Source organism: Halorientalis pallida (genome assembly GCF_049605515.1).
In the GTDB taxonomy this organism is placed as follows: Archaea; Halobacteriota; Halobacteria; order Halobacteriales; family Haloarculaceae; genus Halorientalis; species Halorientalis pallida_A.
Map to the genome: position 1 here is coordinate 3547340 of NZ_CP187158.1, position 23564 is coordinate 3570903.

At 67.9% G+C, this 23564-nt stretch carries 26 protein-coding genes; 16 read left to right on the forward strand and 10 right to left on the reverse strand.

Annotated elements, in window-relative coordinates; translation table 11 throughout:
• Positions 1–4: 4 nt before the first annotated feature.
• Positions 5–208 carry a hypothetical protein gene (locus ACOZ4N_RS19945; RefSeq protein ID WP_424018119.1) on the forward strand — a complete coding sequence of 68 codons (204 nt, stop codon included), beginning with the start codon at positions 5–7 and terminating at the stop codon, positions 206–208.
• On the opposite strand, the gene ACOZ4N_RS19950 is transcribed toward ACOZ4N_RS19945, so the two are convergent.
• Entirely contained in the window at positions 196–2229 is a 2034-nt protein-coding gene (locus ACOZ4N_RS19950) for a PAS domain S-box protein (protein WP_424018120.1), read from the reverse strand. The two genes, ACOZ4N_RS19945 and ACOZ4N_RS19950, sit on opposite strands and share 13 nt — an antisense overlap.
• Before the next feature lie 161 nt (positions 2230–2390).
• On the opposite strand from ACOZ4N_RS19950, the gene ACOZ4N_RS19955 reads away from it, so the two are divergent.
• Positions 2391–3236, forward strand: coding sequence for a hypothetical protein (locus tag ACOZ4N_RS19955; RefSeq protein ID WP_424018121.1), 846 nt, complete (start codon positions 2391–2393; stop codon positions 3234–3236).
• Here ACOZ4N_RS19955 and pyrF read toward each other — a convergent pair whose 3' ends face one another.
• Both pyrF and ACOZ4N_RS19965 read right to left on the reverse strand, forming a co-directional pair.
• Positions 3237–4061, reverse strand: coding sequence for an orotidine-5'-phosphate decarboxylase (pyrF, locus tag ACOZ4N_RS19960; RefSeq protein WP_424018122.1), 825 nt, complete (start codon positions 4059–4061; stop codon positions 3237–3239).
• Between the two features lie 35 nt (positions 4062–4096).
• Positions 4097–4855 carry an SIMPL domain-containing protein gene (locus ACOZ4N_RS19965; protein WP_424018123.1) on the reverse strand — a complete coding sequence of 253 codons (759 nt, stop codon included), beginning with the start codon at positions 4853–4855 and terminating at the stop codon, positions 4097–4099.
• 105 nt (positions 4856–4960) lie between these two features.
• Here ACOZ4N_RS19965 and ACOZ4N_RS19970 point away from each other — a divergent pair, with 105 nt between their 5' ends.
• Positions 4961–5614 (forward strand): HAD family hydrolase, encoded by a 654-nt coding sequence (locus ACOZ4N_RS19970; RefSeq protein ID WP_424018124.1) that lies wholly within the window; start codon positions 4961–4963, stop codon positions 5612–5614.
• Here the strand turns inward: ACOZ4N_RS19970 and ACOZ4N_RS19975 are convergent.
• Complete coding sequence (locus tag ACOZ4N_RS19975; RefSeq protein ID WP_424018125.1) at positions 5611–5988, reverse strand: hypothetical protein; 378 nt, start codon at positions 5986–5988, stop codon at positions 5611–5613. The genes ACOZ4N_RS19970 and ACOZ4N_RS19975 overlap by 4 nt on opposite strands.
• Positions 5988–6428 (reverse strand): DUF2240 family protein, encoded by a 441-nt coding sequence (locus tag ACOZ4N_RS19980; protein ID WP_424018126.1) that lies wholly within the window; start codon positions 6426–6428, stop codon positions 5988–5990. The genes ACOZ4N_RS19975 and ACOZ4N_RS19980 overlap by 1 nt, the downstream gene beginning before the upstream one ends.
• Before the next feature lie 89 nt (positions 6429–6517).
• Here ACOZ4N_RS19980 and ACOZ4N_RS19985 point away from each other — a divergent pair, with 89 nt between their 5' ends.
• From ACOZ4N_RS19985 to ACOZ4N_RS19995, 3 genes are all read left to right on the forward strand, one after another.
• A complete protein-coding gene (locus ACOZ4N_RS19985) occupies positions 6518–7477 on the forward strand; it encodes a halo transducer protein (protein ID WP_424018127.1) in 960 nt (319 codons plus the stop codon).
• 58 nt (positions 7478–7535) lie between these two features.
• Positions 7536–7907, forward strand: a complete 372-nt coding sequence (locus tag ACOZ4N_RS19990) for a 30S ribosomal protein S8e (protein ID WP_424018128.1) — start codon at positions 7536–7538, stop codon at positions 7905–7907.
• An 87-nt stretch (positions 7908–7994) separates the two neighbouring features.
• Complete coding sequence (locus ACOZ4N_RS19995; protein ID WP_424018129.1) at positions 7995–8612, forward strand: DUF4382 domain-containing protein; 618 nt, start codon at positions 7995–7997, stop codon at positions 8610–8612.
• On the opposite strand, the gene ACOZ4N_RS20000 is transcribed toward ACOZ4N_RS19995, so the two are convergent.
• Positions 8613–9608 (reverse strand): PhoU domain-containing protein, encoded by a 996-nt coding sequence (locus ACOZ4N_RS20000; protein ID WP_424018130.1) that lies wholly within the window; start codon positions 9606–9608, stop codon positions 8613–8615.
• A gap of 320 nt (positions 9609–9928) precedes the next feature.
• Between ACOZ4N_RS20000 and ACOZ4N_RS20005 the strand changes: the two genes are divergently transcribed.
• From ACOZ4N_RS20005 to phoU (ACOZ4N_RS20030), 6 genes are all read left to right on the forward strand, one after another.
• Positions 9929–10993, forward strand: coding sequence for a PstS family phosphate ABC transporter substrate-binding protein (locus ACOZ4N_RS20005; protein ID WP_424018131.1), 1065 nt, complete (start codon positions 9929–9931; stop codon positions 10991–10993).
• A gap of 94 nt (positions 10994–11087) precedes the next feature.
• Positions 11088–12209 carry a phosphate ABC transporter permease subunit PstC gene (pstC, locus tag ACOZ4N_RS20010; protein ID WP_424018132.1) on the forward strand — a complete coding sequence of 374 codons (1122 nt, stop codon included), beginning with the start codon at positions 11088–11090 and terminating at the stop codon, positions 12207–12209.
• Positions 12206–14875, forward strand: a complete 2670-nt coding sequence (gene pstA / locus ACOZ4N_RS20015) for a phosphate ABC transporter permease PstA (RefSeq protein WP_424018133.1) — start codon at positions 12206–12208, stop codon at positions 14873–14875. Before pstC ends, pstA begins: the two co-directional genes overlap by 4 nt.
• Positions 14868–15833 (forward strand): phosphate ABC transporter ATP-binding protein PstB, encoded by a 966-nt coding sequence (pstB, locus tag ACOZ4N_RS20020; protein WP_424018134.1) that lies wholly within the window; start codon positions 14868–14870, stop codon positions 15831–15833. The genes pstA and pstB overlap by 8 nt, the downstream gene beginning before the upstream one ends.
• A 3-nt stretch (positions 15834–15836) precedes the next feature.
• Positions 15837–16505: a phosphate signaling complex protein PhoU gene (phoU, locus tag ACOZ4N_RS20025; RefSeq protein WP_424018135.1), complete on the forward strand. Its 669-nt coding sequence runs from the start codon at positions 15837–15839 to the stop codon at positions 16503–16505.
• A 110-nt stretch (positions 16506–16615) separates the two neighbouring features.
• Positions 16616–17302, forward strand: coding sequence for a phosphate signaling complex protein PhoU (gene phoU / locus ACOZ4N_RS20030; RefSeq protein ID WP_424018136.1), 687 nt, complete (start codon positions 16616–16618; stop codon positions 17300–17302).
• 209 nt (positions 17303–17511) lie between these two features.
• On the opposite strand, the gene radB is transcribed toward phoU (ACOZ4N_RS20030), so the two are convergent.
• The 3 genes from radB to ACOZ4N_RS20045 are packed head-to-tail and all read right to left on the reverse strand — an operon-like array spanning position 17512 to position 19565.
• Positions 17512–18231 carry a DNA repair and recombination protein RadB gene (gene radB / locus ACOZ4N_RS20035; protein WP_424018137.1) on the reverse strand — a complete coding sequence of 240 codons (720 nt, stop codon included), beginning with the start codon at positions 18229–18231 and terminating at the stop codon, positions 17512–17514.
• Between the two features lie 19 nt (positions 18232–18250).
• Entirely contained in the window at positions 18251–19108 is an 858-nt protein-coding gene (locus ACOZ4N_RS20040) for a hypothetical protein (protein WP_424018138.1), read from the reverse strand.
• 49 nt (positions 19109–19157) lie between these two features.
• Positions 19158–19565, reverse strand: coding sequence for a hypothetical protein (locus tag ACOZ4N_RS20045; RefSeq protein ID WP_424018139.1), 408 nt, complete (start codon positions 19563–19565; stop codon positions 19158–19160).
• Positions 19566–19640: 75 nt separating this feature from the next.
• Here ACOZ4N_RS20045 and ACOZ4N_RS20050 point away from each other — a divergent pair, with 75 nt between their 5' ends.
• Positions 19641–20387, forward strand: a complete 747-nt coding sequence (locus ACOZ4N_RS20050) for a hypothetical protein (RefSeq protein ID WP_424018140.1) — start codon at positions 19641–19643, stop codon at positions 20385–20387.
• Here ACOZ4N_RS20050 and larC read toward each other — a convergent pair.
• Positions 20384–21745: a nickel pincer cofactor biosynthesis protein LarC gene (gene larC, locus ACOZ4N_RS20055; RefSeq protein ID WP_424018141.1), complete on the reverse strand. Its 1362-nt coding sequence runs from the start codon at positions 21743–21745 to the stop codon at positions 20384–20386. The genes ACOZ4N_RS20050 and larC overlap by 4 nt on opposite strands.
• A gap of 147 nt (positions 21746–21892) precedes the next feature.
• On the opposite strand from larC, the gene ACOZ4N_RS20060 reads away from it, so the two are divergent.
• From ACOZ4N_RS20060 to ACOZ4N_RS20070, 3 genes are all read left to right on the forward strand, one after another.
• The gene (locus ACOZ4N_RS20060; RefSeq protein WP_424018143.1) at positions 21893–22144 is read left to right on the forward strand and encodes a hypothetical protein; all 252 of its coding nucleotides are present in this window, start codon (positions 21893–21895) and stop codon (positions 22142–22144) included.
• 69 nt (positions 22145–22213) lie between these two features.
• Complete coding sequence (locus ACOZ4N_RS20065) at positions 22214–22375, forward strand: hypothetical protein (RefSeq protein ID WP_424018145.1); 162 nt, start codon at positions 22214–22216, stop codon at positions 22373–22375.
• A gap of 32 nt (positions 22376–22407) precedes the next feature.
• On the forward strand, positions 22408–23564 hold a 1157-nt coding region (locus tag ACOZ4N_RS20070), incomplete at its 3' end, for an MFS transporter (protein ID WP_424018146.1).

Genomic DNA, 23564 nt, shown 5'->3' on the forward strand with positions numbered 1-23564 from the left:
TCACATGAGCGTCTCCGGGAACTGCGAGATCTGCGTCACGGGTGGCGTCAGTCACACCTGCTCGCGCTGTGCCCAGCTGGTCTGTGACGAGCATTTCGACGAGGAGACCGGACTCTGCGTCGAGTGCCTGTCCGACGTGGGCGGGGGCCAGGGCCGCGAGCGCCAGCCACAGAACACGCCCGACGGTGTGGACACCTATCGGTTCTGACTGTCCCCGTCTCGTTCCGAACGGGGGTCTGCCCGCGGGAGTTCGACGGTGACGACACTGCCCGTCGGCGTGCCGTCGGCGTAGGTGACGACGCCGTCGGACAGCCGGACGATGTGATACACCAGCCAGAGTCCGAGGCCGCTCCCGTGCGAGAGGGGTTCGATGTCGGCACCCCCTGTCAGGATCGGTCGCTCGTTCTCCGGAATCCCGGGGCCGTCGTCCTCGACCGTGACCGCGACGCTCCGCTCGCGCGAGTCGACGGTGATCTCGACCGTCGCCGGCTCGTCGGCGTGGACGACGCTGTTCTCGACGAGTTCGTACAGTCCCCGCTGGAGTTCGTCGATCCCGACGACAGCCACGTCGTCCGGGCAGGTCACCGTGATCCGACTGTCGGGATGTTCGTGCCGGACGCGTGTCGCGACCGACTCGACCGTCGCCGTGAGGTCGATCCGCTTGCGACGCGGGTGGGACGTCAGGAGTGTGACGATCCGCCGCTCCTTCTCCGCGAGGTCCGTGAGCTGCTGGCTCGCGTCGACGATCCGGTCGCCGATCTCCGCTTCGTCGACGCCGGAACTGCCGTCCCCGACGAGCAGTTCCGCCGAGCCGATGATCACGCCGATCTTGTTCCGGAGGTTGTGGCGCAACACGCGACTGAGTGTCTGCAGGTGCCGTTCGCGGTCTTTGAGTGCCGTGATATCCGTCTGGATGGCGACGAACTTCTCGACCGACCCGTCCTCGCCGGTCAGCGGCGTGATCGTCTGCCGGGCGACGTATCGCGTCCCGCTGCGGCGCTCGTTGACGATCTCCTCGTCCCACTCCTCGCCGGCCAGCAACGTCTCCCACTGCCGGCGGAAGTACTCCCTGGACATCTCGCCCGAGTTCAGGATGTTCGGCGTCGCGCCGACCGCCTCGGCCGCCGAATAGCCCGTGATCTCCTCGAACGCCGGGTTCACGTACTCGATCCGTCCCTCGGTGTCGGTGATGAACACCGCGTAGCCGGCGTGTTCGACGGCGCGTTTGAACTCCCGGAGCGACTGTTCGCGCTCCCTGCGCTCGCGCTCGAACCGCGCGAGCGAGCGACTCATCTCGTTGAATCCCGCCTCGATCTGTTGCCACTCCTCGCCGCCTCGCACGTCGATCTCGGTGCCATACTCCCTGTTTTCGAGGCGCGTGAACCCGTCCAGCAGGTGTTCGACCTGGTGGAGGTTCCGCCGGTAGACCCACCAGCCGAACCCGCCGATGGCGAACACCACCGCGAGGATGCTCCCGATCTGCAGGTACGTCACCGCCCGAATCGTCGACTCGACGGGTCGCTGGCTCGACTGGACACTCACCGTCCAGCCGGTCTGGCCGATACTGGCGTTCCTGACGACGGTGGTGGCCCCCGGCTCCGGCGGCTCCGAGTATACCTCCCTGCCCGACCGTGCGTAGATCGTCAGCCCGTCCTCGCGTCCCAGCGAGGCCGTCACGCCGTCCGCGAACCACGCCTCGGGGACGTGGTACGCGCCGTTGAGCGTCCCCACGACCGTCCCGTTGTGCCGGATCGGGGTACTGACCGTCACGATGTCGTTGCCCGACTCGGCAGCGACGGGATCGCTCAGATACGTCTCGCCCGCCATCGCCCGCTGGAAGTAGACCCGGTCTCCGAAGTCCGCCCCGATCAGTTCGGCACGCTCTGCCGGCGTCAGGTCCGACACGATGTTGGTCATCGTCCCGTTGCTGGCGATGACCGACGCCCCGGAGAACTGGGTTTCTTCGACCAGTCGGCGGAGTGCCGCTCGCTGTGTCTCGCTCCCGTGCCGCGCTGTGGCCGGTGTCGCCGCGGTCAACTGGACGGTCTGTCGACGCCCTTCGAACTGTGACGCGAGTTCGGAGCCGATGTGGACTGCGGTCCGCGTCGCGTCCTCCCGGCTCTCCTCGTACAGCGTCGCCTTGTACTCCTGAAACCCGACGAAGATCGCACCGGTGAGAACCGCCGTCACGAACAGCAAGACGAGGACGAATACGTAGCGAGTTTTCATGCGTTCTCGGGCCGATGACTCCGGTTGTCGACAGGTGCCCAAATACCCACGGATGTCGGGACGGTTCCGTCTCGGACTCGGGGCCGAACCCCGGTCTCACCGACCGCGGTCCTGACACACTGATCGTAACGCTTTCCGTTCTCTCCGTTGTCACGTTCGCTGTGTCCCTCGATCGAACCGTCGAGCGGCTGTGGCCGACCCGGATCGTGCTCGCCGCCGTGCTCGGCCTGTACGGCGGTACCGTCGTCGTCCTGTGGTTCGTCGCGCCCACCGGCGGGGTTGCACCAGTCACGGCGGCGCCCAGGCCCGCCGGACTCGCCGCCGCCGTCGTCGCCCTCCTCGCGGTGACCGTGGAGGACCTCCCCGTCGTGCTGGCCCGGACTCGACTCCACTACGCGTTGTTTTCGGTTCCGGCCGCCGTCTTCCTGGCACACGCCTGGGTGGAGTACGTCACCCTCGGGCCCGAGTTGTCGGCCACGGTACGGATGTTGGTACTCGGTGTGGTCGCCGTCGTCCTCGCGGGAGTCGCCGTCCTGATCGACAACCGCGCCCTGGCCGACCGGATCGCGGCGGGTCAGGAGCCAGCGGCCTCGTGGCGCGCGCGACCCCCTCGTCGTGTGGCCCGTCGCCAGTTGTCCCTGTACGTCCTCGCCGGCGCTCCAATCGTCGCTGGATCTGCCGTGGGCCTCCTCACCCTCGACGCGGCCTTCCTGATCGTCGGAACGGCACTTGGGGGGATACTCACCTCCTGGCTCAACGCGAACACCCAGTCCCGCACGTACGAGGCATACCCCGACGGACTGGTGATCGATCCCGACGACTTTCCGAAACCCGTCCCGTGGTCTCGCCTGTCGGGGTACAGTCGCACCGACGACACCCTCGTCCTCCACCGCCGATTCAGGGGGCCGATCCGCTGTTCCCGCGGTGAGATAGACGATCTGGACGCCGTCGTCCGCGTGCTAAATCGCCACCTCTCGGCGCGCGACACGACAGGGGGCCGCCTGTAGTCACCGAAACTGATTGAGCCGCTGTTTCAGCTGCTTGGCGGCCTGTCCGCTGGCCTTGTGGAAATCCTCACCCATGCCTCGCGGGTCGCTTCGCGCCCCACTATCTTCGCCGGCGAAGATGATTCCACGCGAGGAGTTGACCAGCCCCACCCCATCCGCCAGCCCGTGTTCCACCGCGGCCTCGGCGTCCCCGCCCTGCGCGCCGACGCCGGGCACGAGGAAGGGGAGGTCGGGGACGATCTCGCGGATCTCCGCTAACTCCTCGGGCTGGGTCGCGCCGACGACGAGGCCGACGTTGCCGTTGCGGTTCCAGGTGTCGGCCAGCGCGGCCACCCGCTCGTAGACGGGTTCGCCAGAAGCCAGTTCGAGGTTCTGGATGTCCGCGCCGCCCGGATTCGAGGTGCGACAGAGCAGGAACACGCCCGCCTCACTGCGTTCGAGGAACGGCTCCAGCGAATCCCGGCCCATGTAGGGGTTGGCGGTGATGGCGTCCGCGCGGTCGAGCAGGTCGGCGTACTGGCGGGCCGTGTTGCCGATGTCGCCCCGTTTCGCGTCGAGCAGGACGGGCACGTCCTTCCCGTGGGCGTAGGCGATGGTCTCCTCCAGTGCGCGCCAGCCGTCGGGGTCCTCGTAGAAGGCCGCGTTGGGCTTGTAGCAGGCGGCGTGTTCGTGCGTCGCGTCGATGATCCGGCGGTTGAACGCCCACCGCGGGAGGTCACGGTCCAGCAGGTGTTCGGGGAGTCGGTCCATGTCGGGATCGAGGCCGACGGAGACGACGCTGTCGACCGATTCGATGCGGTCGGCCAGCCGGTCGAAGAAGGTCATTACCGGGCGCTGGCCCGGGACTCACTACAAGCTTCCTATTGGTCGCTCGCCTCGTAGACGACCCGCACGGACGTCGAGACGGACACGTCGCCGGTCTCGATGGCCGTCCCGCCGCTGGCCGCCTGGGCCCGTTCGGCGTCGTAGGCGACGGGGCGGTAGTTCGTGCCCGTCGCGTCGATGCTGGCGACGCCGGTCACCGACAGCCCGCCTGCGCTGGCGAGCGTGTCGGCCTGGCCGCGAGCGTTCTCCATCGCGTTTTCCAGCGCCTGGTTCCGGAGGTCCTCGCGGGTGTCGGCCGCCAGCGTGAACTGGACGGACTGGACTTCCGCGCCCGCGCCGGCCGCCGCGTCGACGACTGCGCCCGCGCGGTCGGTGTCGTCGAGCGTGACCTCGAAGACGTGGACGCCGCGCAGTTCGGGACCGGTCTCGCCGCCGTCACGACCCGGCGGTACGCGCCGCGGCGGTTCTTCGATGCTGTAGCCGGTGGTCTCGATGGCGTCGTCGGCGACGCCGGCCTCCGAGAGTGCGCTCCGCAGGTCGCTCGCGCCGCTGGCGAGTTCGGAGCGGATCGCCGCGGGGTCGTCACCCTCGGCGGTCACGGCAAAGCGGAGGACGGCCTGATCGGGTTGGGCGCTGGCCGAGCCGTCGCCCGAGACGGTGATCGTCTGGCCGCCGGTGTCGGCGGCGGTCTGTGCTGGTTGCGTGCCGGTGCCACCCATCGCGAGGACTGTGCCCGCCGCGCCGACCGTCAGGACGACGGCGGCGGCGAGCGCCAGGGCAATCGTCTTTCGCATGCACCCGACCGTTGGCCGTACGGACATGAATACTCGCCGTAGAGTCAAACGCCGGTTTGACTCTTGGGGAACACTCAAACCCGGCGGGCCGCTACGGACGACGGAATGCCGTCGTTCGACGCCGTCGTGTTCGATCTCGACTACACGCTGGCGGTCACCGACCGCGACCGCCAGGCGTTGCTCGACGACGCGACCGACCGGGCCGACGCCCACGACATCGAGCGCGCGGACTACCTCGACGCCCACGGCGAGGTGGCGGCGACCGAGACCCGCGCCCCCATCTTCGAGCGACTGCTGACCGACGACACCGACCCCGAGGCCGTGGCGACGGCCTACCGGCTGGCCATCGAGGACGCCCTCGAACCCGTCGCGGGCGTCCCGGACCTGCTCGCGGCCCTGCGCGAGTCCTACCGCGTCGGCCTGCTGACCGACGGCCCGCTGGTCGCCCAGCGGGGCAAACTCCAGACGCTGGACTGGGCCGACCTGTTCGACGCCGTCGTCATCACGGGCTCGCTCTCGACCGGCAAACCCGACGAACGGGCGTTCGCGGCGATCTGTGCGGAACTGGGTGTCGAGCCCGCCGCGACGGTCTACGTCGGCGACCGCCCCGAAGTGGACGTACAGGGCGCGGCCGACGCTGGTCTCGCCACTGTACAGGTGCTGTATCCCGGTGGTCCCGGGCGACACGCGGCGGCCGACGCCGCGGTCGACCGCGCGGAACTGGTCGCGCGACTGCCCGGGATTCTCGACTCGCTCTAATCTTCGCCGGCGGCCGCGACCAGCACGTCCACGGCCGCCTTCACCGCCGCGCCGGATTCCACGAACACGAGCGTCCGCGGTGGCTCGACGGCCTTCGGCCGTACCCGGAGATCGGCGTCGGCGGCCGCTCCCGCGCCCGCGTCCACGCCCGTTCGGAGTTCCAGGTACGCGCGCTCGGGCTGGACGGCCACGTCGGCCACGCGCTCGCCGTCGCGGTCGACGCCGTAGGCGAAGGCTCCGTCGGCGGTCGGCTCCACGTCCGGCTCGGCGTCGACGACGGTCATCGCGGCCAGTGGCCCCGTCTCCCGGCCCGTAATCTCGGAGGCCAGCAGCTGTGCGATCCGCTTGCCGTCGGTGATCGTATCCTCGACCATCAGAGTTCACCCAGTGCGCGCTCGGCGGTGTCTGCCACGTCCAGGCCCTCCCGTTTGGCGTAGACGACGGCCGCGGCTTCGACGGTCACGCCCAGATCCGCCTGGAGGGAGTTGATCTCGGCGACGGCGGCCTGTTTCTCGGTACCGGTCTCCACGACGGCGTCGAGGATGCGCTCGAACGTCGAGCGCTGCTGGAGGATCGACTCGTCGGGGACGAACCCCTCGGGCACGTCGACACCGTCGGGGTCGAACTCGACCTGGACCTCGCCCGCGTCGCGGGTGACCAGCCCCTCGCCGGCGGCCACGTCGAGCAGGCGCTTGGCCTGGTCGGGCGTGAACCAGTCCCGATCCAGTGAGAGGGCGACGACGAACTCGCTCTCTCCCATCGCGGTCTTGCCCTGCTGGCGGAACGGGGCGGCGACGGCCGTCCGGAGACTCATCGTCACGTCTGGCGACCGGGACCGTCCTAAACCCATCGGAACCCGTGTCGACGGAAACGCTAATCGGCCTCCCGACACAGCACCCGCATATGGAACAGGACGACGATGCGTCAGGAGACGTGACGGGGCTGTCGCTGAGGGAGGCCGCCGAACGGATCGCGGCCCGCGACGACCGCCCGGACGAGGAGACGGTCCGGACGGTACTCGCGGAGGTCGCCATCGACCGCATCGTCTCCGAGGACATGATCACCGAACTCGAATCCGACACGTCGATGGCCGTCTCGAACGCCGAGAACCGCGCCGAGTACGCGACCATGCGGGTCGACGAGGCCGAGGCGGCCGCCGCGGACGCTCCCGACCTCGAAACCGTCGCGGCGCGGCTGGACGGGTTCGCGGCCCGCGCCGAGTCCGTCGAGTCGCGGGCGCGGGACCTGGCCGACCGCCTCCACGAACTCGTCCATCAGCGCGAGTACAGCGAATCCGTCTACGAGTACGTCCGCGACCTCCGGGATCTGGGTCAGGACGCCGACGGGCTCCACGGGGACGCACAGCAACTCGCGACCGACGCAGACGAACTCGAGCGCTGGCTGGACAGCCACGAGACCCGCGTCGCCGAACTGTCCGCCGACGTCGGCGCGATCGAGGCCGCGTTCGACGACCTCGAAGCGGCCGCCGACCGCCTCGAAGACCCCGAAGTGATCGGCGAGGACGAACCCGACCCGGCCACCCAGTGGTTCGCGGTGACCCAGCGCCAGCGGGTGAACGGGCTCGTCGTCGCGGACGCCCGCGCCGAACTCGCCGACGTTCGGACCTGGGCGGAACGTGCGGGCGAGGGGACGGCCGAACTCGCCGACATCGCGGACCGGCTCGACGACCTCGAATCCCGCCGGGAACGACTCGGCGACCGGCTGGACGACCTGGCACGGCCCGCGTGGCGCGAGCAGTACGGCGAGGCCCTGTCGGCGGCCGAGGACACGCTCGACGAGTTCGAACCGCCCGTCGACTTCGGGGCCGTCCAGGCCGCGCTCGACGACCACGGGCCCGCCTGACTCGTCGCGGGCGTTGGCGAGTCGAGAGGTTCAAGTGGACGCCTGCGAATCCTCGGGTATGAAAGACCAGGGACGTTCCCCGCGCAAGCGCACCGGCGGCCGACTGCGGCCGAACCACAAGAAGAAAAAGCACGAACTCGGCGACGAGCCGACCGAGACACAGGTCGGCGACGCCAAGCTGAAGTTCGTCGACAAGCGCGGCAACACCAAGAAGATCCGCGCCATCGAGGCCGACACCGCCAGCGTCGCCACCGACGGCGAGGTCGTCGCCGCCGAGATCGAGAACGTCGAGGCCAACGACGCCAACCCCAACTACGCCCGCCGAAACATCATCACGAAGGGTGCGATCCTCGAGACGAGCGAGGGTCGCGTCCGCGTCACCTCCCGCCCCGGCCAGGACGGCCAGGTCAACGGCGTTCTCGTCGAGTGATCGCGTCCGGACGGCACACTGCCGTTCCTGCCGATTTCGACTTCTGACGGCCACCAGGCACTTACCGACAGGGTCGAAGGTCGCGGTATGGATCGACGACAGTTCCTCGAAGCCACAGGAATCGCCGCCGCCGGGACCGCACTCGCCGGCTGTGCTGGTGACAGTTCCAGCCAGAGCGAGACCGGGACACTCGCGACCAGCGTGACCGACCAGCCCAGCGACATCGACGACTTCGACACGCTGGTCCTCCGACTCACCGCGCTCCGGACGACACGGGCCGACGACGGAACTGACGCGGACGATACGGCGACCGGGACCGGCACGGCGTCCGACGACGAGGACGACGAGGAACGCACTATCGACATCGAGGACACCGAAGTCGATCTCACCGAGTTGGCCGACGGCGACACTTCGCTGATCGACGAGACGGAACTGGAGACCGGCGAGTACGCCTATCTCAAACTCGTCGTCGGCGAGGTCGTCGACGCGAGCCTCGCAGACGGCGGCGAGGCCACCGTCCGGACGCCCGGGAACGCACCGCTGAAGTTCAACCAGCAGTTCGAGATCCGCGCGAACCAGCGGACGAACTTCCTCGCGGACTTCACCCCGGTGAAGCAGGGCCGATCCGGTCGGTACCTCATCAAACCGGTCGCGGACGGGGTCGAGGTCTCTTACGAGGACGAATCGACGGCGACGACGGCCTGATCAGGGTCGCGGTGCCGCTTTCTGCAGTGCGCTTTCCGCGATGTTGCCGCCGTAGTCGGCGGTCCGGGAGAGCGAGTCCACGACCAGCCCCAGGACCTGCGCGGTCTGTGAGTCCATCTGGTGGATGAGGTCGTCGATCTCGCGGGCGCTGTCGTCGATGGGGCGGATGCGCGAGCGAGCCTCCGTGGCCAGTCGAGTCGCCTCGTCGGCGTCGTCTTCCAGCAAGGCGTCCATCGCGGTCTCGGGCACCGCCAGCGCCTCCTCGCGGAGTCCGTACAGTCCCTCGCCGATGTCCTCGGGCACGTCGCCGATCTCCAGCGCCAGCCGGGCGATCTTCGAGGCGTGGTCGGCGATCCGCTCCAGTTGGCGGGCGCTGGACTGGTAGTCGAAACAGGTCTCCCGCGGGAGGCCGATCTGGGAGGCCGCGGTCGGGTCCCGAAGGACGGATCGGAACACCCGGGAGATCATGTACCAGAGCCGGTCCACGTCGTCGTCGCGCTCGCGCACGTCGTGTGCGAGGTCGTCGTCGTTCTCCACGAGGGCATCGACCGCGTCCGACAGCATCGTGAGCGCGACCAGCCGCATGCGCGTGATGGCGTTGTGGACCGACAGCTCCGAGGAGTCGAGCAGGTCCTGCAACACGACGCGCTCGCTGGTCTCCTCGATCACTTCCAGCCCGACCAGTCCCTGCGTGGCCTGGCGGATGGTCCGGCGCTGCTGGGCACTGACCCGGGGCGTCTCCAGCCTGATGATGTCGAAGCCGCTGACGTACATCGTCATCACTGCGCGCGTGAGCTGGTCGCCTTCCAGCCCGCTCACGTCGAGGGTCCCCTCCGTGCGCTCGTCGCTCGTCTTCGGCGAGAGGAGGAGCGAATCGTCTTCGGCGTGGAACTCGACGACGCTCCCAGCGCTCACGTCGTTCTCTGTCGCCCAGTCCTTGGGGAGCGACACGGTGTACGTCGACCCGCCCGTGACCTGCACCTTGCGCGTCTCCATACCCGTCCTTCTGACTTCTCCCCAATAAATCAATCCATGTCTATATATGGTTGGTCGAATAACCCATGTGGGCGCGATAAGTACTTTGTCGGCAGATCCAGAATGCATACGGACCCCGAACCGTCGGTATCGGATGTCACGTTCGACCGGTGGTGGTCCGACCTCGGCACCCGCTCGTGTTCGAACACGCGGATAGAGGAGCTACAACCGGCGAGTAGCGGCCGGTAGGAGTGTAGTAATACGTAACTCTATATAGATAATAGATCTAGGGGTAAAAGTAATAGTAGGGTATTTATCCATCTGCCTATCCGTATTTGATGATGACGCACGAATCAGACTCTGGCCTTTCGCGCCGGAAGTTCGTGGCGGCAGCGGGAACAGGGATCGCAGGGACAGCCCTCGCCGGTTGTATCGGTGGTGGGGACGGCAGTGGGAGCGACGGTCCGGGGACGCTGACCTCGGGTGGGTCCTCGACCGTCTACCCGATCATGAACACCGCGGCGTCCTACTGGCAGGGGAACCGCCCGGCCTCCGACACAGAGTACTGGCCCCACGGCGAGTACAACATCAACACGGACAAGAACCTGGCCGATTACTGGGCTGGCCTCTACGGTTTCGAGGCTGGTTCGGAAGGTCAGCCGCCGTTCCCCTTCACCGTCGGCCTGTCCCACTCCGGGACCGGCGTCGAGAAGGTCAAGAACGGCCAGTACGACATCGGGAACTCCTCGGGGAACGTCGAGGACGAGCTCCCGGAGCGTGACTCCTACGAGAAGTTCATCGACCACGTGGTCGGCGTCGACGGCCAGCCGCTGGTCGTCTCCCAGGAGATCGCCGACGCTGGCCTCAGCAAGATCACGGGCCAGCAGCTCAAGGACCTCTACAAGGGCCGCATCAGCACGTGGTCGGAGATCGACAGCAGCCTGCCGGACAGAGACGTCCAGGTGCTGGGCCGCGTCAAGGGCTCGGGGACGCGCACCTCCTTCGTGAGCAACGTCTTCGGCGATCCCAAGGCAAACACCACGGTCGCCAACCGCTACGGCCAGAACCAGCAACTCGCGTCCGCCGTCGCGCAGGCCGACAACGCGATCAGCTACCTCGCGCTCGCGTTCGTCGACACCGACGGGCTCTCGCCCGTCGCGCTGGAGTGGGAAGGAACGACGTACAAGTACCAGGACGACCAGAACGGCCTGGACTCGAAGAAGTACCCACTCTCGCGTGACCTGCACTGCTACACGTGGGACGGCACGTCCAAGCAGGAAGCCGCGGTCATCAACATGGTTCTGCACGACTTCGGGCAGGACACCTTCGTCGGCCCGAACAACTACTTCAAGCTCGGGGCCCGCCGGCAGAAAGAACAGAAGGACAAGCTCCCGTCGCAGTCCTGAGGTCTCCTGACTGTTTTTTAGAGAACGGTTGCACCGAATCGATAGAATTAGAAAACAGCTAAAGTATACAGCAGCATACGTGGTGGTAACCTAAATGCTCAGCTCAGTCACGGCGGAGGTACAGGACGCGATACTCGGTGAGGACCCATCCGAGGGAGCGCTACGGACGGTCGGGCTGTCGGTGCTCTCTCTGGTTGCGTCGCTGCTCTGCATCTTCCTCGCGCCAGGGTTCGCGCTCCCCGTACTCGCCGCGTTCGTCGTCGTGACCGCGTTCGGGTGGCGGACCCACCAGGCGGAGATCGCGCGACTGCTGACGCTGGTCGCGACGATCCTCACAGTCCTCACGGTGACGTTAATCACTGTCTACCTCTTCATCAGTGCGTTCCCCGCCTTTACCGCCCATGGGATCGATCTCCTGACCATCCCGATTCTGGAATCTGGGCCCCAGTGGTTCTTCTGGCTCGATCTCGTCTTGCCAGCCGCCGAGACGATCTGGAACCCGCGTGCGGGCGTCTACTCGCTAATTCCGCTCATCTGGGCGACTGTTATCGTCACCACGATCGCGGGACTCATCGCCGCGCCGCTGGGCGTACTCGGGGCGCTGTTCATCGCCGAGGTCGCGAGCGACCGGCTCCGGGAAGTGATCAAACCGGGTGTCGAGATCCTCGCCGGTATCCCCTCTATCGTGTACGGGTTCATCGGATTCAAAGTACTGAACGGATTCATCCAGAAGTCGTTCCTCGACGACGGGGCCAGCTTCCTCATCGCCGGCCTGGTCGTCGGGGTCATGGCACTGCCGACCGTCGTCTCCGTCTCCGAAGACGCCCTGTCGAGCGTCCCGGACGCGATGCGTGACGGGTCCGCTGCCATGGGCGCGACGAGCTGGCAGAGCATGAAGAGCATCTCCGTGCCCGCGGCCTCGTCGGGCATCTCGGCGGCGATCATCCTCGGTCTGGGACGGGCCATCGGCGAGACGATGGCCGTCGCGGCGATCCTGGGTGCCGTCGTCCAGCCCACGGTGCCGCTGTTCGACATGTTCGACGCGAGTTCGACGCTGACCAGCGCCATCGCGCACAACTACGGGAGCGCCACCGAGAGTACGCTGGACGTGCTGTTCGTCGCCGGCGTCATGCTGTTCGTCATCGTCGCCGGCATGAGTGTCATCTCACAGTACGTCGAACGACGTATCAACCGGAAACTGCAGGGCCAACAATGAGCGAAGGGTACGCACACGAGAACGACCTCGTCAGCGCGGAGTCGAACCTCTACGACCGGGCGATGGACGTCGCGATCGCCCTCAGTATCACCACCTTCGTCGTCGGGATGATCACGTTCGCCGACGGCGTTCCGCTGGCGGCCACCGGGATGGAGTTGGTGACCTTCTTCGGCGTCCTCCTGGGTGTCGTCGCGGGCGGCGTCGGAATCGTCGCCGTGTTTTCCTACGCGAACGTCGTCCCCATCACGTCACAGCGGGTTCGGGGCGTCGCGCTCGGCCTGCTCGTGAGCCTGATAGGCCTGGCCGTGGCGGCCGCCGCGCTGCCGGTCTCGCTGGCGACGATGCTCGGTCTAGTCATGGTCGTCGAGGCCGGACTCCTCGTCGCCGCTGGGGGCGGTTCACGGTTCGGATTCGTCGAGACGGACCCGAGCATGAGCGCGGGCCTGCTCGCGGGTATCGTGTTCGGTCTGCTCGGTGCGGCCATCGGTGCCGTTATCGTCGCCTCCCTCCCTGGTGTGCCCGGGGCCATCGCGGGCGTCCCGCTGTGGGCGCTCGGCAGTCTCGTGTTCGGTGTCGGCTTCGTCGTGCTGACGGTCTCCCCCCGCGAAGATATCGGATCGACGGTGCCCCCGGCGCTGATCATCGGTATCCTCGGTGCGACCATCGCGACGGCGGTCATCGGAGTTGGCTGGCAGTGGACCCCGGAGAATCTCAGCGGTGGGTTCACCGGGGGATCGGTCATCCCGGTGTTCGTGCTGTTCGGGTCGTTGCTGGCGAGCTGGTCGGCGGCGAAGTGTCGCGCCGACTTCGGTGCCCGGGGTCGACAGTACGGTGCCTTCTTCGTGATCAACCTCAACGCGTTCCTGATGGTCGCGATCATGGCCGCTATCGTGGTCTTCGTCGCGGTCAAGGGCGTCGGCTGGGCGTTCCACGGCTTCTCCGTCGGAGCGCTCTCACTGCTGGTCGTGCTGACACCGCTTCTGGTCCTGACGGTCCAGCGTGCGAGAGCCCCGGCAGGAACCGACGAGTGGCACTCGGCCGCCCGGCAGTTCTTCCGGGTCCTCCCACTCGCGGCCGTCGGATCGCTCGCCGCGATGCTGCTTGGCATCATCGTCACCGGCTCGCCGTTCGAGATTCCGTACCAGTACGCGATCCTCGTCGACAGGAGCACTGTCATGCTCGACACGGCGTTCCGGGTGACCCCGTCGCTGGCCGTCGGGAATCTGCTCGTAATCGTCTCCGGTACGCTCCTGTTCACGTACTTCCTTCGCCGGTACGGGAGCCTCCGGGACGTGGGCATCGAGTACGAACGACTCTCCCTCGTGCGCCAGGCCGTGCCGGCCGCAATCGGCCTGCTGGTCCTGTTGAGCCTGGTGTTCGTGGGTATCGGACCGACCCCTGGTGGTATCCCGATCGGGCCCACGGTCGGACTCGGCCTGGCGACGCTCGGGGCCGCCGGTGTCGCCGCGCTCGTACTCATCCCACTCGGGGCGCTGCTGACCGGAGCGGGGAGCCTCGCCGAGCGCGCACACGAGAACGCACAGCTACTCAACGTCGGGCTCTTCAGCGGCGTCGCCCTGTTGTTCGCGGTAATCGTCCTCGAGTGGACGGCCGTTTCGGACCCCAAAATCGGCCCCATCGCGGCGGTCCCGACGGTGGCGCTGGTCGCGGCCGTCGTGTCGCTCTGTATCGCCGCGTTCGTCGCACGGGCACGCCGGTCGACGACCGACACCCTCAGGCGGCGGATACTCGGCGACGAAGTGACCCTCGCACTCACGGCCGCTGCCGGTTTCGTCACCCTGATCGGCCTCCACGTCGCGGCCACGAGCGAAACGACCTTCGCCGTCGGACCGGTCGAAGTCGGGATTCAGGGATCGCTCTCCTGGCCGACCGTGCTTCAGGGATCGATTCCGCTCGGACAGGCGCCCGGCGGAATCTACCCGGCCATCGTCGGGACGATCTGGATCGTCATCGGAGCATCGCTGTTCGCGGTCCCGCTCGGTCTCGGGGCGGCGGTGTTCCTCACCGAATACGCGGAACAGGGGCGATTCACCGAGGTGGTCGAGACGGCGACCAACGCGCTCTGGAGTACACCCAGCATCGTGTTCGGGCTGTTCGGTGCGGCGTTTTTGATCCCGCGACTGGGTAACAGCCTGTCGTTGCTGGCCGCCCAGTTGACGCTCGCGTTCATGCTGCTCCCGCTCGTGGTCATCACGAGTCGCGAAGCGATCAAGTCGGTCCCCGACGAGTACCGTGACGCCAGCGCCGCACTGGGCGTCGACCGGTGGACGACGATCAGGAGCGTCGTGATTCCCGCAGCGATGCCCGGCGTCGTGACCGGGGTCATCCTCGGTGTCGGCCGCATCGCTGGCGAGACCGCGCCGCTCATCCTCGTGCTCGGATCGGAGATCAACGCGACGAACGCCATCGACGTGCTCGGCGGATTCGCGTTCACCACGTCACCGCCGTTCATCACGAACGAGGCGTTGCTCAACAGTTCCGCGGCGCTCCCGACTCAGGTGTGGGGGATCATCACCGCCGGCGTCAGCGGTTCGACGTCGAAGGGCTGGGCCACCGCGTTCATGCTGCTCGTGGTCGTCCTGTCGTTCTACGCCGTCGGGATCACTGCGCGGACCTACTTCAGGAGGAAGATCAACTATGAATAATCAGATCGGCGACACGGACACGGATACAGACACGAACGTCAGCACCGACACGAGTACCGACAGCCAACTGGGTGCGACCACCGGGGTCGAGACCTCGACCACCACGACGGCCGGCGAGAGCGAAGAGCAGATCCGCGACGAGTGGACCGACTATCGGTTCGACGGCCCCGCGAAACTCTCCGTCGAGGATCTGAACGTCTGGTACGGCGACGATCACGCGCTGAAAGACGTCTCGATGGAGATACCCGAGGAGAGCGTCACCGCGCTCATCGGCCCCTCGGGCTGTGGGAAGTCCACCTATCTCCGGTGTCTCAACCGCATGAACGACCGGATCAAGGCCGCTCGCATCGATGGCTCGGTCGAACTCGACGGGATGGAGATCTACGACCCCAACACGAACCTCGTGGAACTCCGCAAGCGCATCGGCATGGTGTTCCAGTCGCCCAATCCCTTCCCCAAGTCCATCCGTGACAACATCTCCTACGGGCCGCGCAAACACGGCGAGATCAACAAGGGACTGTTGGCGCGGTTGTTCGGCCGTGACGACTCCGAGAAAGAGGCCGAACTGGTCGAGCGCTCGCTGCGCCAGGCCGCGCTCTGGGAGGAGGTCAACGACCGCCTCGACGACAACGCCCTCGGTCTCTCCGGTGGGCAACAGCAGCGTCTCTGTATCGCCCGCTGTCTGGCTGTCGACCCCGAAGTCATCCTGATGGACGAACCGGCCTCGGCACTGGACCCCATCGCCACCTCGAAGATCGAGGACCTGGTCACCGATCTGGCCGAGGACTACACGGTCGTCATCGTCACCCACAACATGCAGCAGGCCGCGCGGATCTCCGATCAGACCGCCGTGTTCCTCACCGGCGGGGAACTCGTCGAGTACGACGACACCGACAAGATCTTCGAGAACCCCGAAAGCCAGCGCGTCGAGGACTACATCACCGGCAAGTTCGGGTGACGGATGGCCCGCGACGAGTTTCAGCGCGAACTCGACGCGCTCCGGGACGACGTCGTCCGGCTCGGTGATGTGGTATCGACTCGGCTCCGGAAAGCCATCACTGCCCTCGACAGCCACGACGTGTCCGTCGCCGCCCGAATCGCCGACGCAGACTCCGAAATCAACGAGCGGTATCTCGACCTCGAACAGGACTGTATCGACCTCTTCGCCCTCCAGCAGCCGGTTGCGGGCGACCTCCGATTCGTCGCGGCCTCGTTCAAGATTCTCACCGACCTCGAACGGATCGCCGATCTCGCCGCGAACCTCGCGGCGTACGTCGTCTCCGCCGAGGACGAGACGTTCCCCGATCTCGGTCTCATCGATCTCGGCACGACCGCCGTCGGCATGCTCGACGACGCACTGACCGCCTACGAGAAAGGCGATTCGACACGATGTCGGGCGATAGCCGACAGTGACGACGATCTCGACGGCCGCTGTGAGCGGGTCGCTCAGCAAGTGATCCGTCACCTGGTCGATCGCGATCCCGATGCCGACGAACTGGAACCGCTGCTCACCGATGTCACCCGTGTCCTCCTGACGATCCGCGACATCGAACGCATCGGCGACCACGCCGTCAACATCGCCGCGCGCACCCTGTACATGGCCGAGAACGACGACGCCCTGATCTACTGAGCGCCTCGCTGCTCACGGGGTGCCACCCTCGCGGATCTGTCCTATTGTCGACTATTGAGAGTATATAGACGAACGAAAGGCACTTTTGTGCAGGCAGTCACGGGGGCAATATGCCTCGGAAAGACTACCAGGAGCAGTTGGAGGAACTGGAGGACGACGTCCTCTACATGAGCGAAGTCGTCCTCGAACGGTTCCGGATGGGACTCGATGCACTGGAACGGAAAGACGAAGACCTGGCCCGCGAGGTCATCGAGGGCGACCACGAGATCAACGAACTCTATCTCGATCTTGAGCAGGACTGTATCGACCTCTTTGCACTCCAGCAACCGGTCGCCGGGGACCTCAGATTCATCGCCGCCTCGTTCAAGATCATCACCGACCTCGAACGGATCGGCGACCTCGCCACGAACCTCGGGGAGTACGCGCTGGAGGCCGAACGCGACGTGTTCCCCGACGTGGACATCCAGTCCATCGGCGACGAGACCCTCGATATGGTCGAGGACGCCATGGCCGCCTACGCCGCGCAGGACCCCGAGGACTGCTTCGAGATCGCCGAGCGCGACGACGACATCGACGCCCACTGCGAGGCCGCCTCCGAGACCGTCGTCCGCGACCTCATCGAGACCGAACTCGACGAACGCGAGGGGATCGACGAGGACGACATCGAGACGTTCATGACCGAAGTCTCCCGACTCCTGTTGACCGTGCGGGACCTCGAACGCGTCGGCGACCACGCCGTCAACATCGCCGCGCGCACGCTGTACATGGTCGAGAACGACGACGCCCTCATTTACTAACACCCACTTTTTACAAGAGGGGGGTGCGCCGAGCGCACCCCCCTCTTCCAAAAACTTGGGGAAAAACTGCGGAACTCGCGCCACTGGCGCGAGTTCCGGGATCCCCGCGAGTGACCGCAGGGAACGAGTGGGGGCTCGTCAGAGCGTCGCTCTGACGGTGATCGCGGCGCGGAGCGCCGCGGACGATAGCGCTCGACGACAACCGACCGCTACGGCACGTCCTCGACGCTCTGCAGTCCCTCGCCGGTGATCTTGAACTGCACCGAGTCGCCCGCCGGCTTGGCCTGATGTTTCTCCAGCGTCGCCCGGCGGTTCCCGCCCCGGAACCGCTCCAGTCGGAGAACGACGCCCGACCAGTGGGTCAGGGTGTGCCCGCCCAGCGGTCGCGCGCGGTCGCTGTCCGGGTCGGTGAACACCTGATTGGTGATGACGACCGCGATGTCGTGTTTCCGGGCCAGCGAGAGCAGGTGGGTCACCTGACTGGCCACTGTCCGCAACGCGTCGCCAGCTTCGTCGTCCTCGGTCCGTTTGATCCGGTAGAAGCCGGTGGCCGAATCGAGGACGATCAACTCCACCTGCTCGGCGAACTCCTCGGCGTCCCGGACGGCCTCGCCCTGCTGGTCGAAGTCCAGTACGTCCGAGACGATGATCCGGGAGGCCAGGTCGTCCACGTCGTCGGTGCGGGCGCTGGCCAGCTGTTCGAGCCGGTCGACTGAGATCCCCTCGGTGTCGATAAAGAGGGCCGACTCACCGCGGGCCGCGGTCTCGACGGCCGCCGAGAGAGCGAGGTTCGTCTTGCCGGCGGCTGGCGGTCCGTACAGTTGCGTGACGACGCCGCGCTCGAAGCCGCCGCCCAGCAACTCGTCGACGGCCCCACAGCCGGTCGGAATCGGCTCGCTCACGTGCCGAGGTTGGGCGTCACCCCCCAAAAACACTCCCACTCGCGGCTCACGCCCGCGGCAGGTGGTCGTCGAGCGCGTCGATCAACGCGTCCGGGTCGTCGATCTCCTCGCGCCAGCAGCGGAAGGCGGGTCGCCACCACGACTCGCGGTACAGAACGACCGCGTCCTCGCTCGCGGAAAACGACGCGAAACGCTCCCATCCGTAGAGGCGGCGGTGGACGTAGTTGCTCCGTTCGATTCCGGCCGGAGCGAGTCGGTACGAGCGGGGCTGTCCCCAGCCGAGACCGGCACCGCCCGGAACGAACGCCAGCGCGCCGATCCACTCGTACGCGCCGAGGCCGACGAACTCGCCGCCGAACAGAAGGGCCGCCCCGGCCAGATAGAGGGTCAGGGCACCGACCTGGACTCGCGTCCGGAGCGGCTGGGGCCAGCCGGCTTTCCACGCCGCCCGGACCGCGTCCTCGTCGACGACGGCCTTCGCGTATCGCGTTCGGGACATCGCGACGAGGGCCATCCCCGTGGCGATTCCGACGCCCGACAGGACGATTCCGGCGGCGGCGACGCCGTCGGTTCCCGGGGCGTCGACGCCGGCCGCGGCGACGCCGTACCCGACCATCCCGAGTACCGGCAGGACGGCGAGTCCGCGGGCGACGCGGGACGCGCCGAGTCGTTCGGCGACGCCACGCACTCGACCGACCGCCACCGTGCCTGCGGCCGTGATGGCGGTCAGCACTGCGAGCAGGGCGATGTACAGCGCACCCGCACCGAGCGGATACGTGACCGATGCGGCGAACACGACGGCTGGCGAGACCAGCAGGGCGACGTACAGGGCCGCCACGAGCGAAAAGACCGTGTCGGGCCGGTCCGGGGACTGGAGGGCGGGCTGGTGGACCGTCTCGTGCATATCCGTTCGTTCGACTGACACGGGCAAATCCTTTGGGGGTTCCGGCGGGCTACGCGGCCGACAGGTTGTCGGCGACGACCTCGCGCACCCGTTGGGGGTCCTCCACGTCGGTCAGCGAGAATCGGACTGCCGGCCAGGGCCCGGACCGGTACAGCGTCATCGCCTCGTCGCTGGCCGCGTACCCCTCGAAGTCGTCCCAGTCGTAGGTGCGGGTTCGGAGCCGGCCGTCGCGCCGGACGCCCGTCTCGGAGAGGCGGTAGCCGTCGCGATGGCCGACGAGCCAACTGAGCAGGAGCCAGACGCCGCCGACGAAGATGAGGTTCGTGAGTCCCGGCACGTCGACGACGAACGGACCGAGCGTTCCGACGACCGTCGCCAGCAGGGCCGGAATCCCGGTCAGGATCGTCACCCGCCGGCGCAGGGCGTCGGGCGGCCCGGCCTCGAACTCCACGTCCATGCCCGGGGATTCGGACCTCGCCTCAAAGCGGTTGCGGTTGGATGGGACTAAGACGCCGGCCTGCCAAGTGACGGTGTGATCGTCGTCGCGACCGCGGACTTCGAGGTGTACCACGGCGTGGTCAACGAGCTCCGCGACCGCGGCGTCCCCTTCACCACCGTCGAACCGGACGAGGACCTCCCCGACCGCGCGTCGGTCGTCGTCACCGGACCCGACGCCGACCTCGACGTGACCGTCCCCGTCGTGACCGCCGATCCCGACGACCCGCGACGGGCCGTCGAGGACGTGCTGGCCGTCCTCCGGGGCGGCGACGGCCGCACCGTGATCGGGATCGACCCCGGCGACCGCCCCGGCATCGCGGTCACCGTCGGGGACAGCGTGGTCGCGGCGTTTCACGTCCCGGCCGCCCAGACTGCCGAGGTGGTGGCCGACGAGTGTGAGGACGCCGCCGATCCGTTGATCCGCATCGGCGACGGCGCACGGATGACCGGCGCGCGGATCATCGACGACCTGCCGGACGTGCCGGTCGAACTCGTCGACGAGACCGGGACGACGCCGTATCTGGGCACCGGCGCGCGCGGCATGGGCGACGTACTCGCGGCGGTCAACATCGCCCGGATCGAGGGCGAGGAAGTCGAGTCACGCGATATCGAACCCACTGCCGGCGAACTCAAGCGAATCAAAGAGCAGTCCCGCGAACAGTCAGCGACCAACCGGGCCATCGACGAGGACCTGGCCCGCCGGGTCGCGGTGGGAGAGTTGACCATCGCGGAGGCGCTGGCCGAACACCGCGGGGACGACGGAACTGACGGCGACGGCTAATCCGTTCCGCCGCCTTCGTCGCGGACGGCCGCCTCCGCGCGCCGCATCACCTCACGGACCGGCAGGTCGGTCTCCCGGGCGACCGCCAGCGCGTCGTCGTACTCGGCGCTCACGTCGTAGGTCGTTCCCTCGGCGTCGGTGGCGACTTTCACGGCCACGTCGTAGGTCTCGCCAGCGACCGTCACCGTCGCGGTCTCCATCTCGCGGGAGGCCACCCAGCGGTGGCCCGCACCGTGTTCCCGGACGCCCAGCGTCCCGGTCTCCTCGGCCAGTCGCCGGGCGACCCGATCCGCGTCCTCGGGCTTGACGATCACCTTCACCAGGTGACCGGGCCGCGATTTCTTCATCGTCAGCGGGACGATGGACACGTCCCGCGCGCCCGCGTCGGCGAGGCGGTCCTGCAGGCCGCCCAGCACTTCCGGGGGTGCGTCGTCGAGGTTGGTCTCCAGCACGGTGATCTCGTCGCGCTGGAGGCCGCCACCGCCGTCCCCGACCACCGCCCGGAGGACGTTGGGGTGATCGTCGAAATCGTAGCCCCCGGCCCCGTACCCCGACGTGTCGACCCGGAGCGAGGGGAGGCGGTCGACGCCCTCGGCGACGTGCGCGAGGATCGCTGCACCTGTGGGGGTGAGGAGTTCGGCGTCGACCGGGCCGCCACGGAGCGCCCAGTCGGCGCGCTCGGCGATCTCGACGACGGCGGGCGTCGGGACGGGGTAGGTCCCGTGGCTCATCGCCACCTCGCCGCCGCCGGTCGAGAGCGGCGTCGTGACGACCCGGTCCACGCCGAGGTCGTCGAGCAACAGGCAGGCCCCGACCACGTCCGCGATGGCGTCGTCCGCGCCGACCTCGTGGAAGTGCGTGTCGTCGAGGTCCGTGCCGTGGACGGCGGCCTCGGCCTCCCCGAGAATCTCGAAGATCGCGCGTGCGTCGGCCGCGACGCGGGCGGGCAGGTCCAGTCCGTCGACGATCTCGACGACCTCCGCGTACGTGCGGTGTGGGCCGTGACCCTCGGCGTGGGTGTGGCCGTCGTGCGCGTGGGCGTGTTCGTCGCTCCCGTCGTCGTCCTCGCCGTGGCCGTGTTCGGCGTCCGGCGAGTGGTCGTGGGTGCCGTCGCCGGTGTGGTCGTGGTGATGGTGGTCGTGGTGGTCGCCGTCGGTCCCGTCGCCGGTCAACAGCACGTCGACCGCGGTCGCGCTGATCCCGGTCTTCTCGACGGTCCGGACCGCGTAGGTCACGTCGAGGCTCGCGGCGTCCTCGACGGGCGCGAGGGCGTCGCGGTCGGCACCGGCCGCGAGCAGTGCCCCCAGCAGCATGTCGCCGCTGGCCCCCATCCGGCCGTCGAACGCGAGTGTTCGCATACCCGTGCAACTGTCGCGGTCCCGGAAAACGGTTCGGTCCCGCAGTCGCTGACAGGGTTGGCCGGGCGCCGGTATCCCACCCCTCGTAGGTACCCGTCAATATCGGGGGTCAGTCTTACCCCTCGCAGAACCGGATGGGTAATTGTCATGTCGTCGCCGATCCCGACCGATCCGACGCTGTTGGCCCCCTCGCTCGACCGGTCGGACGCCACGTTGCCGGCCGTGTTGCTCGGGTACGTCCTGCTGACGCTCCTGTTGCTCGCCCGTGGGGTGAAACGCAGCTGGCTGCGCGGTCGAGACCCGGACGCGCACCCGGACCACGACGACGAGTCCGACACCGACGCGAACCCCGACCCCGACGAACCGCTCACCGAGAGCCCGGACGAGGTGTCCCCGTAGCGTTACAGACGCGGGCGAGGACCAGTCCGTGGAAAAAGGTTGACAACGCGACCGCTGGGACTGGCTAGTATGGAACCCGTCGATTCCGTGCTGTTCTACTCCTCCGGACCGGCCGGTCCGGAACTCCTGCTCCCGTTGTTCACGCTCGCCTTCGGCCTCGTGTTCGGCTACCTGTTCGGCCGCACCGACTGGCCCCGGTGGCGCGACTGGCTTCCCGGAGGGGAACCGTAACCACGTAGACCCGGGCGCACCAACTCCGGCCGATGACGGACTCGTCGGGCACGCGTGCGACGCTGTGGATCGTCGTCGCCGCGGCCACGCTGACCGTGATGGCCGGCGCGATTCTCGGTCCCGTCGTCCCGGCCATTCAGGACGGACTGGGCGTCTCGGAGTCGCAGGCCGGGCTCATCATCACGACCCACGGCGCGTTGATCGTCCTCGTGAGTCCCGTCGCGGGCGCGCTCATCGACCGGGTGGGGCCGCGCCGCCCGTTCGTCGCCGGCCTCCTGCTGTACGCCGTCGGCGGGAGCGCGGGACTGGTGATCGACGCGTTCGGCCCGCTCCTGCTCTCCCGGGCGGTGCTGGGCGTCGGCGTGGCATTCGTCTACACCGGGATCACCGTGCTGATCTACCAGCGCTTCGAGGGCCAGCGGATGGACCGGGCGCTGGGCCTGCGTAGCGGGGCCAACAGCGCCGGCGCGGCCGTCTGGCCGCTGGTCGGCGGGGCGCTCGGCACCGTCTCCTGGCAACTCCCCTTCGGCGTCTACCTGATCGCGCTCCCGCTCGGCCTGCTCGCAGTGGCACTGATCCCCGAATCCGGCCGCCCCGCCGCGGCCGATGGGGGTGCCGGGGACGACGGGAACGCGGGGGACGGTGGGAATCCTGGCGACGGCAACCCGGACCGCGACGACTCCCGCGGCGGGCTGGCGGGCGTCCTCGCGGTCGTCCGGCGACGGCCCGCATTGCTCGGTGTCTACCTGCTCTACTTCGGGGCGAACGCGCTCCTGTACAGTATCGTGGTCTTCTACCCCCAGTTACTCGCGGGCATCGGCACGACCTCGTCGCTGTCGATCAGCCTGTACCTGGCGGCCAACGGTGCGGCCGGCGGGGTCTCGGCCGCGCTGTACGACCGGCTGGTCCAGCGGGTGCCCCGGCACGTCCTCGTGATCGCGGCCTTCGTCCTGTGGCTCGGCGCGTTCGCGACGGCGACCGTCGCCGACTCGCCGCTCGCGGCCGGCCCGCCCGTCGTCGGGTTCGGCCTGGGGCTGGGGCTGGTCTTTCCCTCGGCCTTCGCCTGGATCGAGGCGCTCGCGCCCGTCGACCGGCAGGGGCAGTTCAGTTCCTACCTCGCCTCCGCGGGCTACGTCGGGCAGTTCCTCTCGCCGGTCCTGTTCGGACCGCTGGTGCCGCTGTTCGGCGT

Excerpts from the sequence above, each read along its gene's own strand:
- ACOZ4N_RS19945 (WP_424018119.1), top strand. The coding sequence starts at position 5 with ATGAGCGTCTCCGGGAACTGCGAGATCTGCGTCACGGGTGGCGTCAGT.
- ACOZ4N_RS20005 (WP_424018131.1), top strand. The coding sequence starts at position 9,929 with ATGACGCACGAATCAGACTCTGGCCTTTCGCGCCGGAAGTTCGTGGCG.
- ACOZ4N_RS19970 (WP_424018124.1), top strand. The coding sequence starts at position 4,961 with ATGCCGTCGTTCGACGCCGTCGTGTTCGATCTCGACTACACGCTGGCG.
- phoU (WP_424018135.1), top strand. The coding sequence starts at position 15,837 with ATGGCCCGCGACGAGTTTCAGCGCGAACTCGACGCGCTCCGGGACGAC.
- pstC (WP_424018132.1), top strand. The coding sequence starts at position 11,088 with ATGCTCAGCTCAGTCACGGCGGAGGTACAGGACGCGATACTCGGTGAG.
- phoU (WP_424018136.1), top strand. The coding sequence starts at position 16,616 with ATGCCTCGGAAAGACTACCAGGAGCAGTTGGAGGAACTGGAGGACGAC.
- ACOZ4N_RS20000 (WP_424018130.1), bottom strand. The coding sequence starts at position 9,608 with ATGGAGACGCGCAAGGTGCAGGTCACGGGCGGGTCGACGTACACCGTG.
- ACOZ4N_RS19980 (WP_424018126.1), bottom strand. The coding sequence starts at position 6,428 with ATGAGTCTCCGGACGGCCGTCGCCGCCCCGTTCCGCCAGCAGGGCAAG.
- pstA (WP_424018133.1), top strand. The coding sequence starts at position 12,206 with ATGAGCGAAGGGTACGCACACGAGAACGACCTCGTCAGCGCGGAGTCG.
- ACOZ4N_RS19975 (WP_424018125.1), bottom strand. The coding sequence starts at position 5,988 with ATGGTCGAGGATACGATCACCGACGGCAAGCGGATCGCACAGCTGCTG.
- ACOZ4N_RS19950 (WP_424018120.1), bottom strand. The coding sequence starts at position 2,229 with ATGAAAACTCGCTACGTATTCGTCCTCGTCTTGCTGTTCGTGACGGCG.
- ACOZ4N_RS20040 (WP_424018138.1), bottom strand. The coding sequence starts at position 19,108 with ATGCACGAGACGGTCCACCAGCCCGCCCTCCAGTCCCCGGACCGGCCC.
- ACOZ4N_RS19965 (WP_424018123.1), bottom strand. The coding sequence starts at position 4,855 with ATGCGAAAGACGATTGCCCTGGCGCTCGCCGCCGCCGTCGTCCTGACG.
- ACOZ4N_RS20065 (WP_424018145.1), top strand. The coding sequence starts at position 22,214 with ATGGAACCCGTCGATTCCGTGCTGTTCTACTCCTCCGGACCGGCCGGT.
- ACOZ4N_RS20060 (WP_424018143.1), top strand. The coding sequence starts at position 21,893 with ATGTCGTCGCCGATCCCGACCGATCCGACGCTGTTGGCCCCCTCGCTC.
- ACOZ4N_RS19985 (WP_424018127.1), top strand. The coding sequence starts at position 6,518 with ATGGAACAGGACGACGATGCGTCAGGAGACGTGACGGGGCTGTCGCTG.
- ACOZ4N_RS20045 (WP_424018139.1), bottom strand. The coding sequence starts at position 19,565 with ATGGACGTGGAGTTCGAGGCCGGGCCGCCCGACGCCCTGCGCCGGCGG.
- pstB (WP_424018134.1), top strand. The coding sequence starts at position 14,868 with ATGAATAATCAGATCGGCGACACGGACACGGATACAGACACGAACGTC.
- ACOZ4N_RS19995 (WP_424018129.1), top strand. The coding sequence starts at position 7,995 with ATGGATCGACGACAGTTCCTCGAAGCCACAGGAATCGCCGCCGCCGGG.
- ACOZ4N_RS19990 (WP_424018128.1), top strand. The coding sequence starts at position 7,536 with ATGAAAGACCAGGGACGTTCCCCGCGCAAGCGCACCGGCGGCCGACTG.
- larC (WP_424018141.1), bottom strand. The coding sequence starts at position 21,745 with ATGCGAACACTCGCGTTCGACGGCCGGATGGGGGCCAGCGGCGACATG.
- pyrF (WP_424018122.1), bottom strand. The coding sequence starts at position 4,061 with ATGACCTTCTTCGACCGGCTGGCCGACCGCATCGAATCGGTCGACAGC.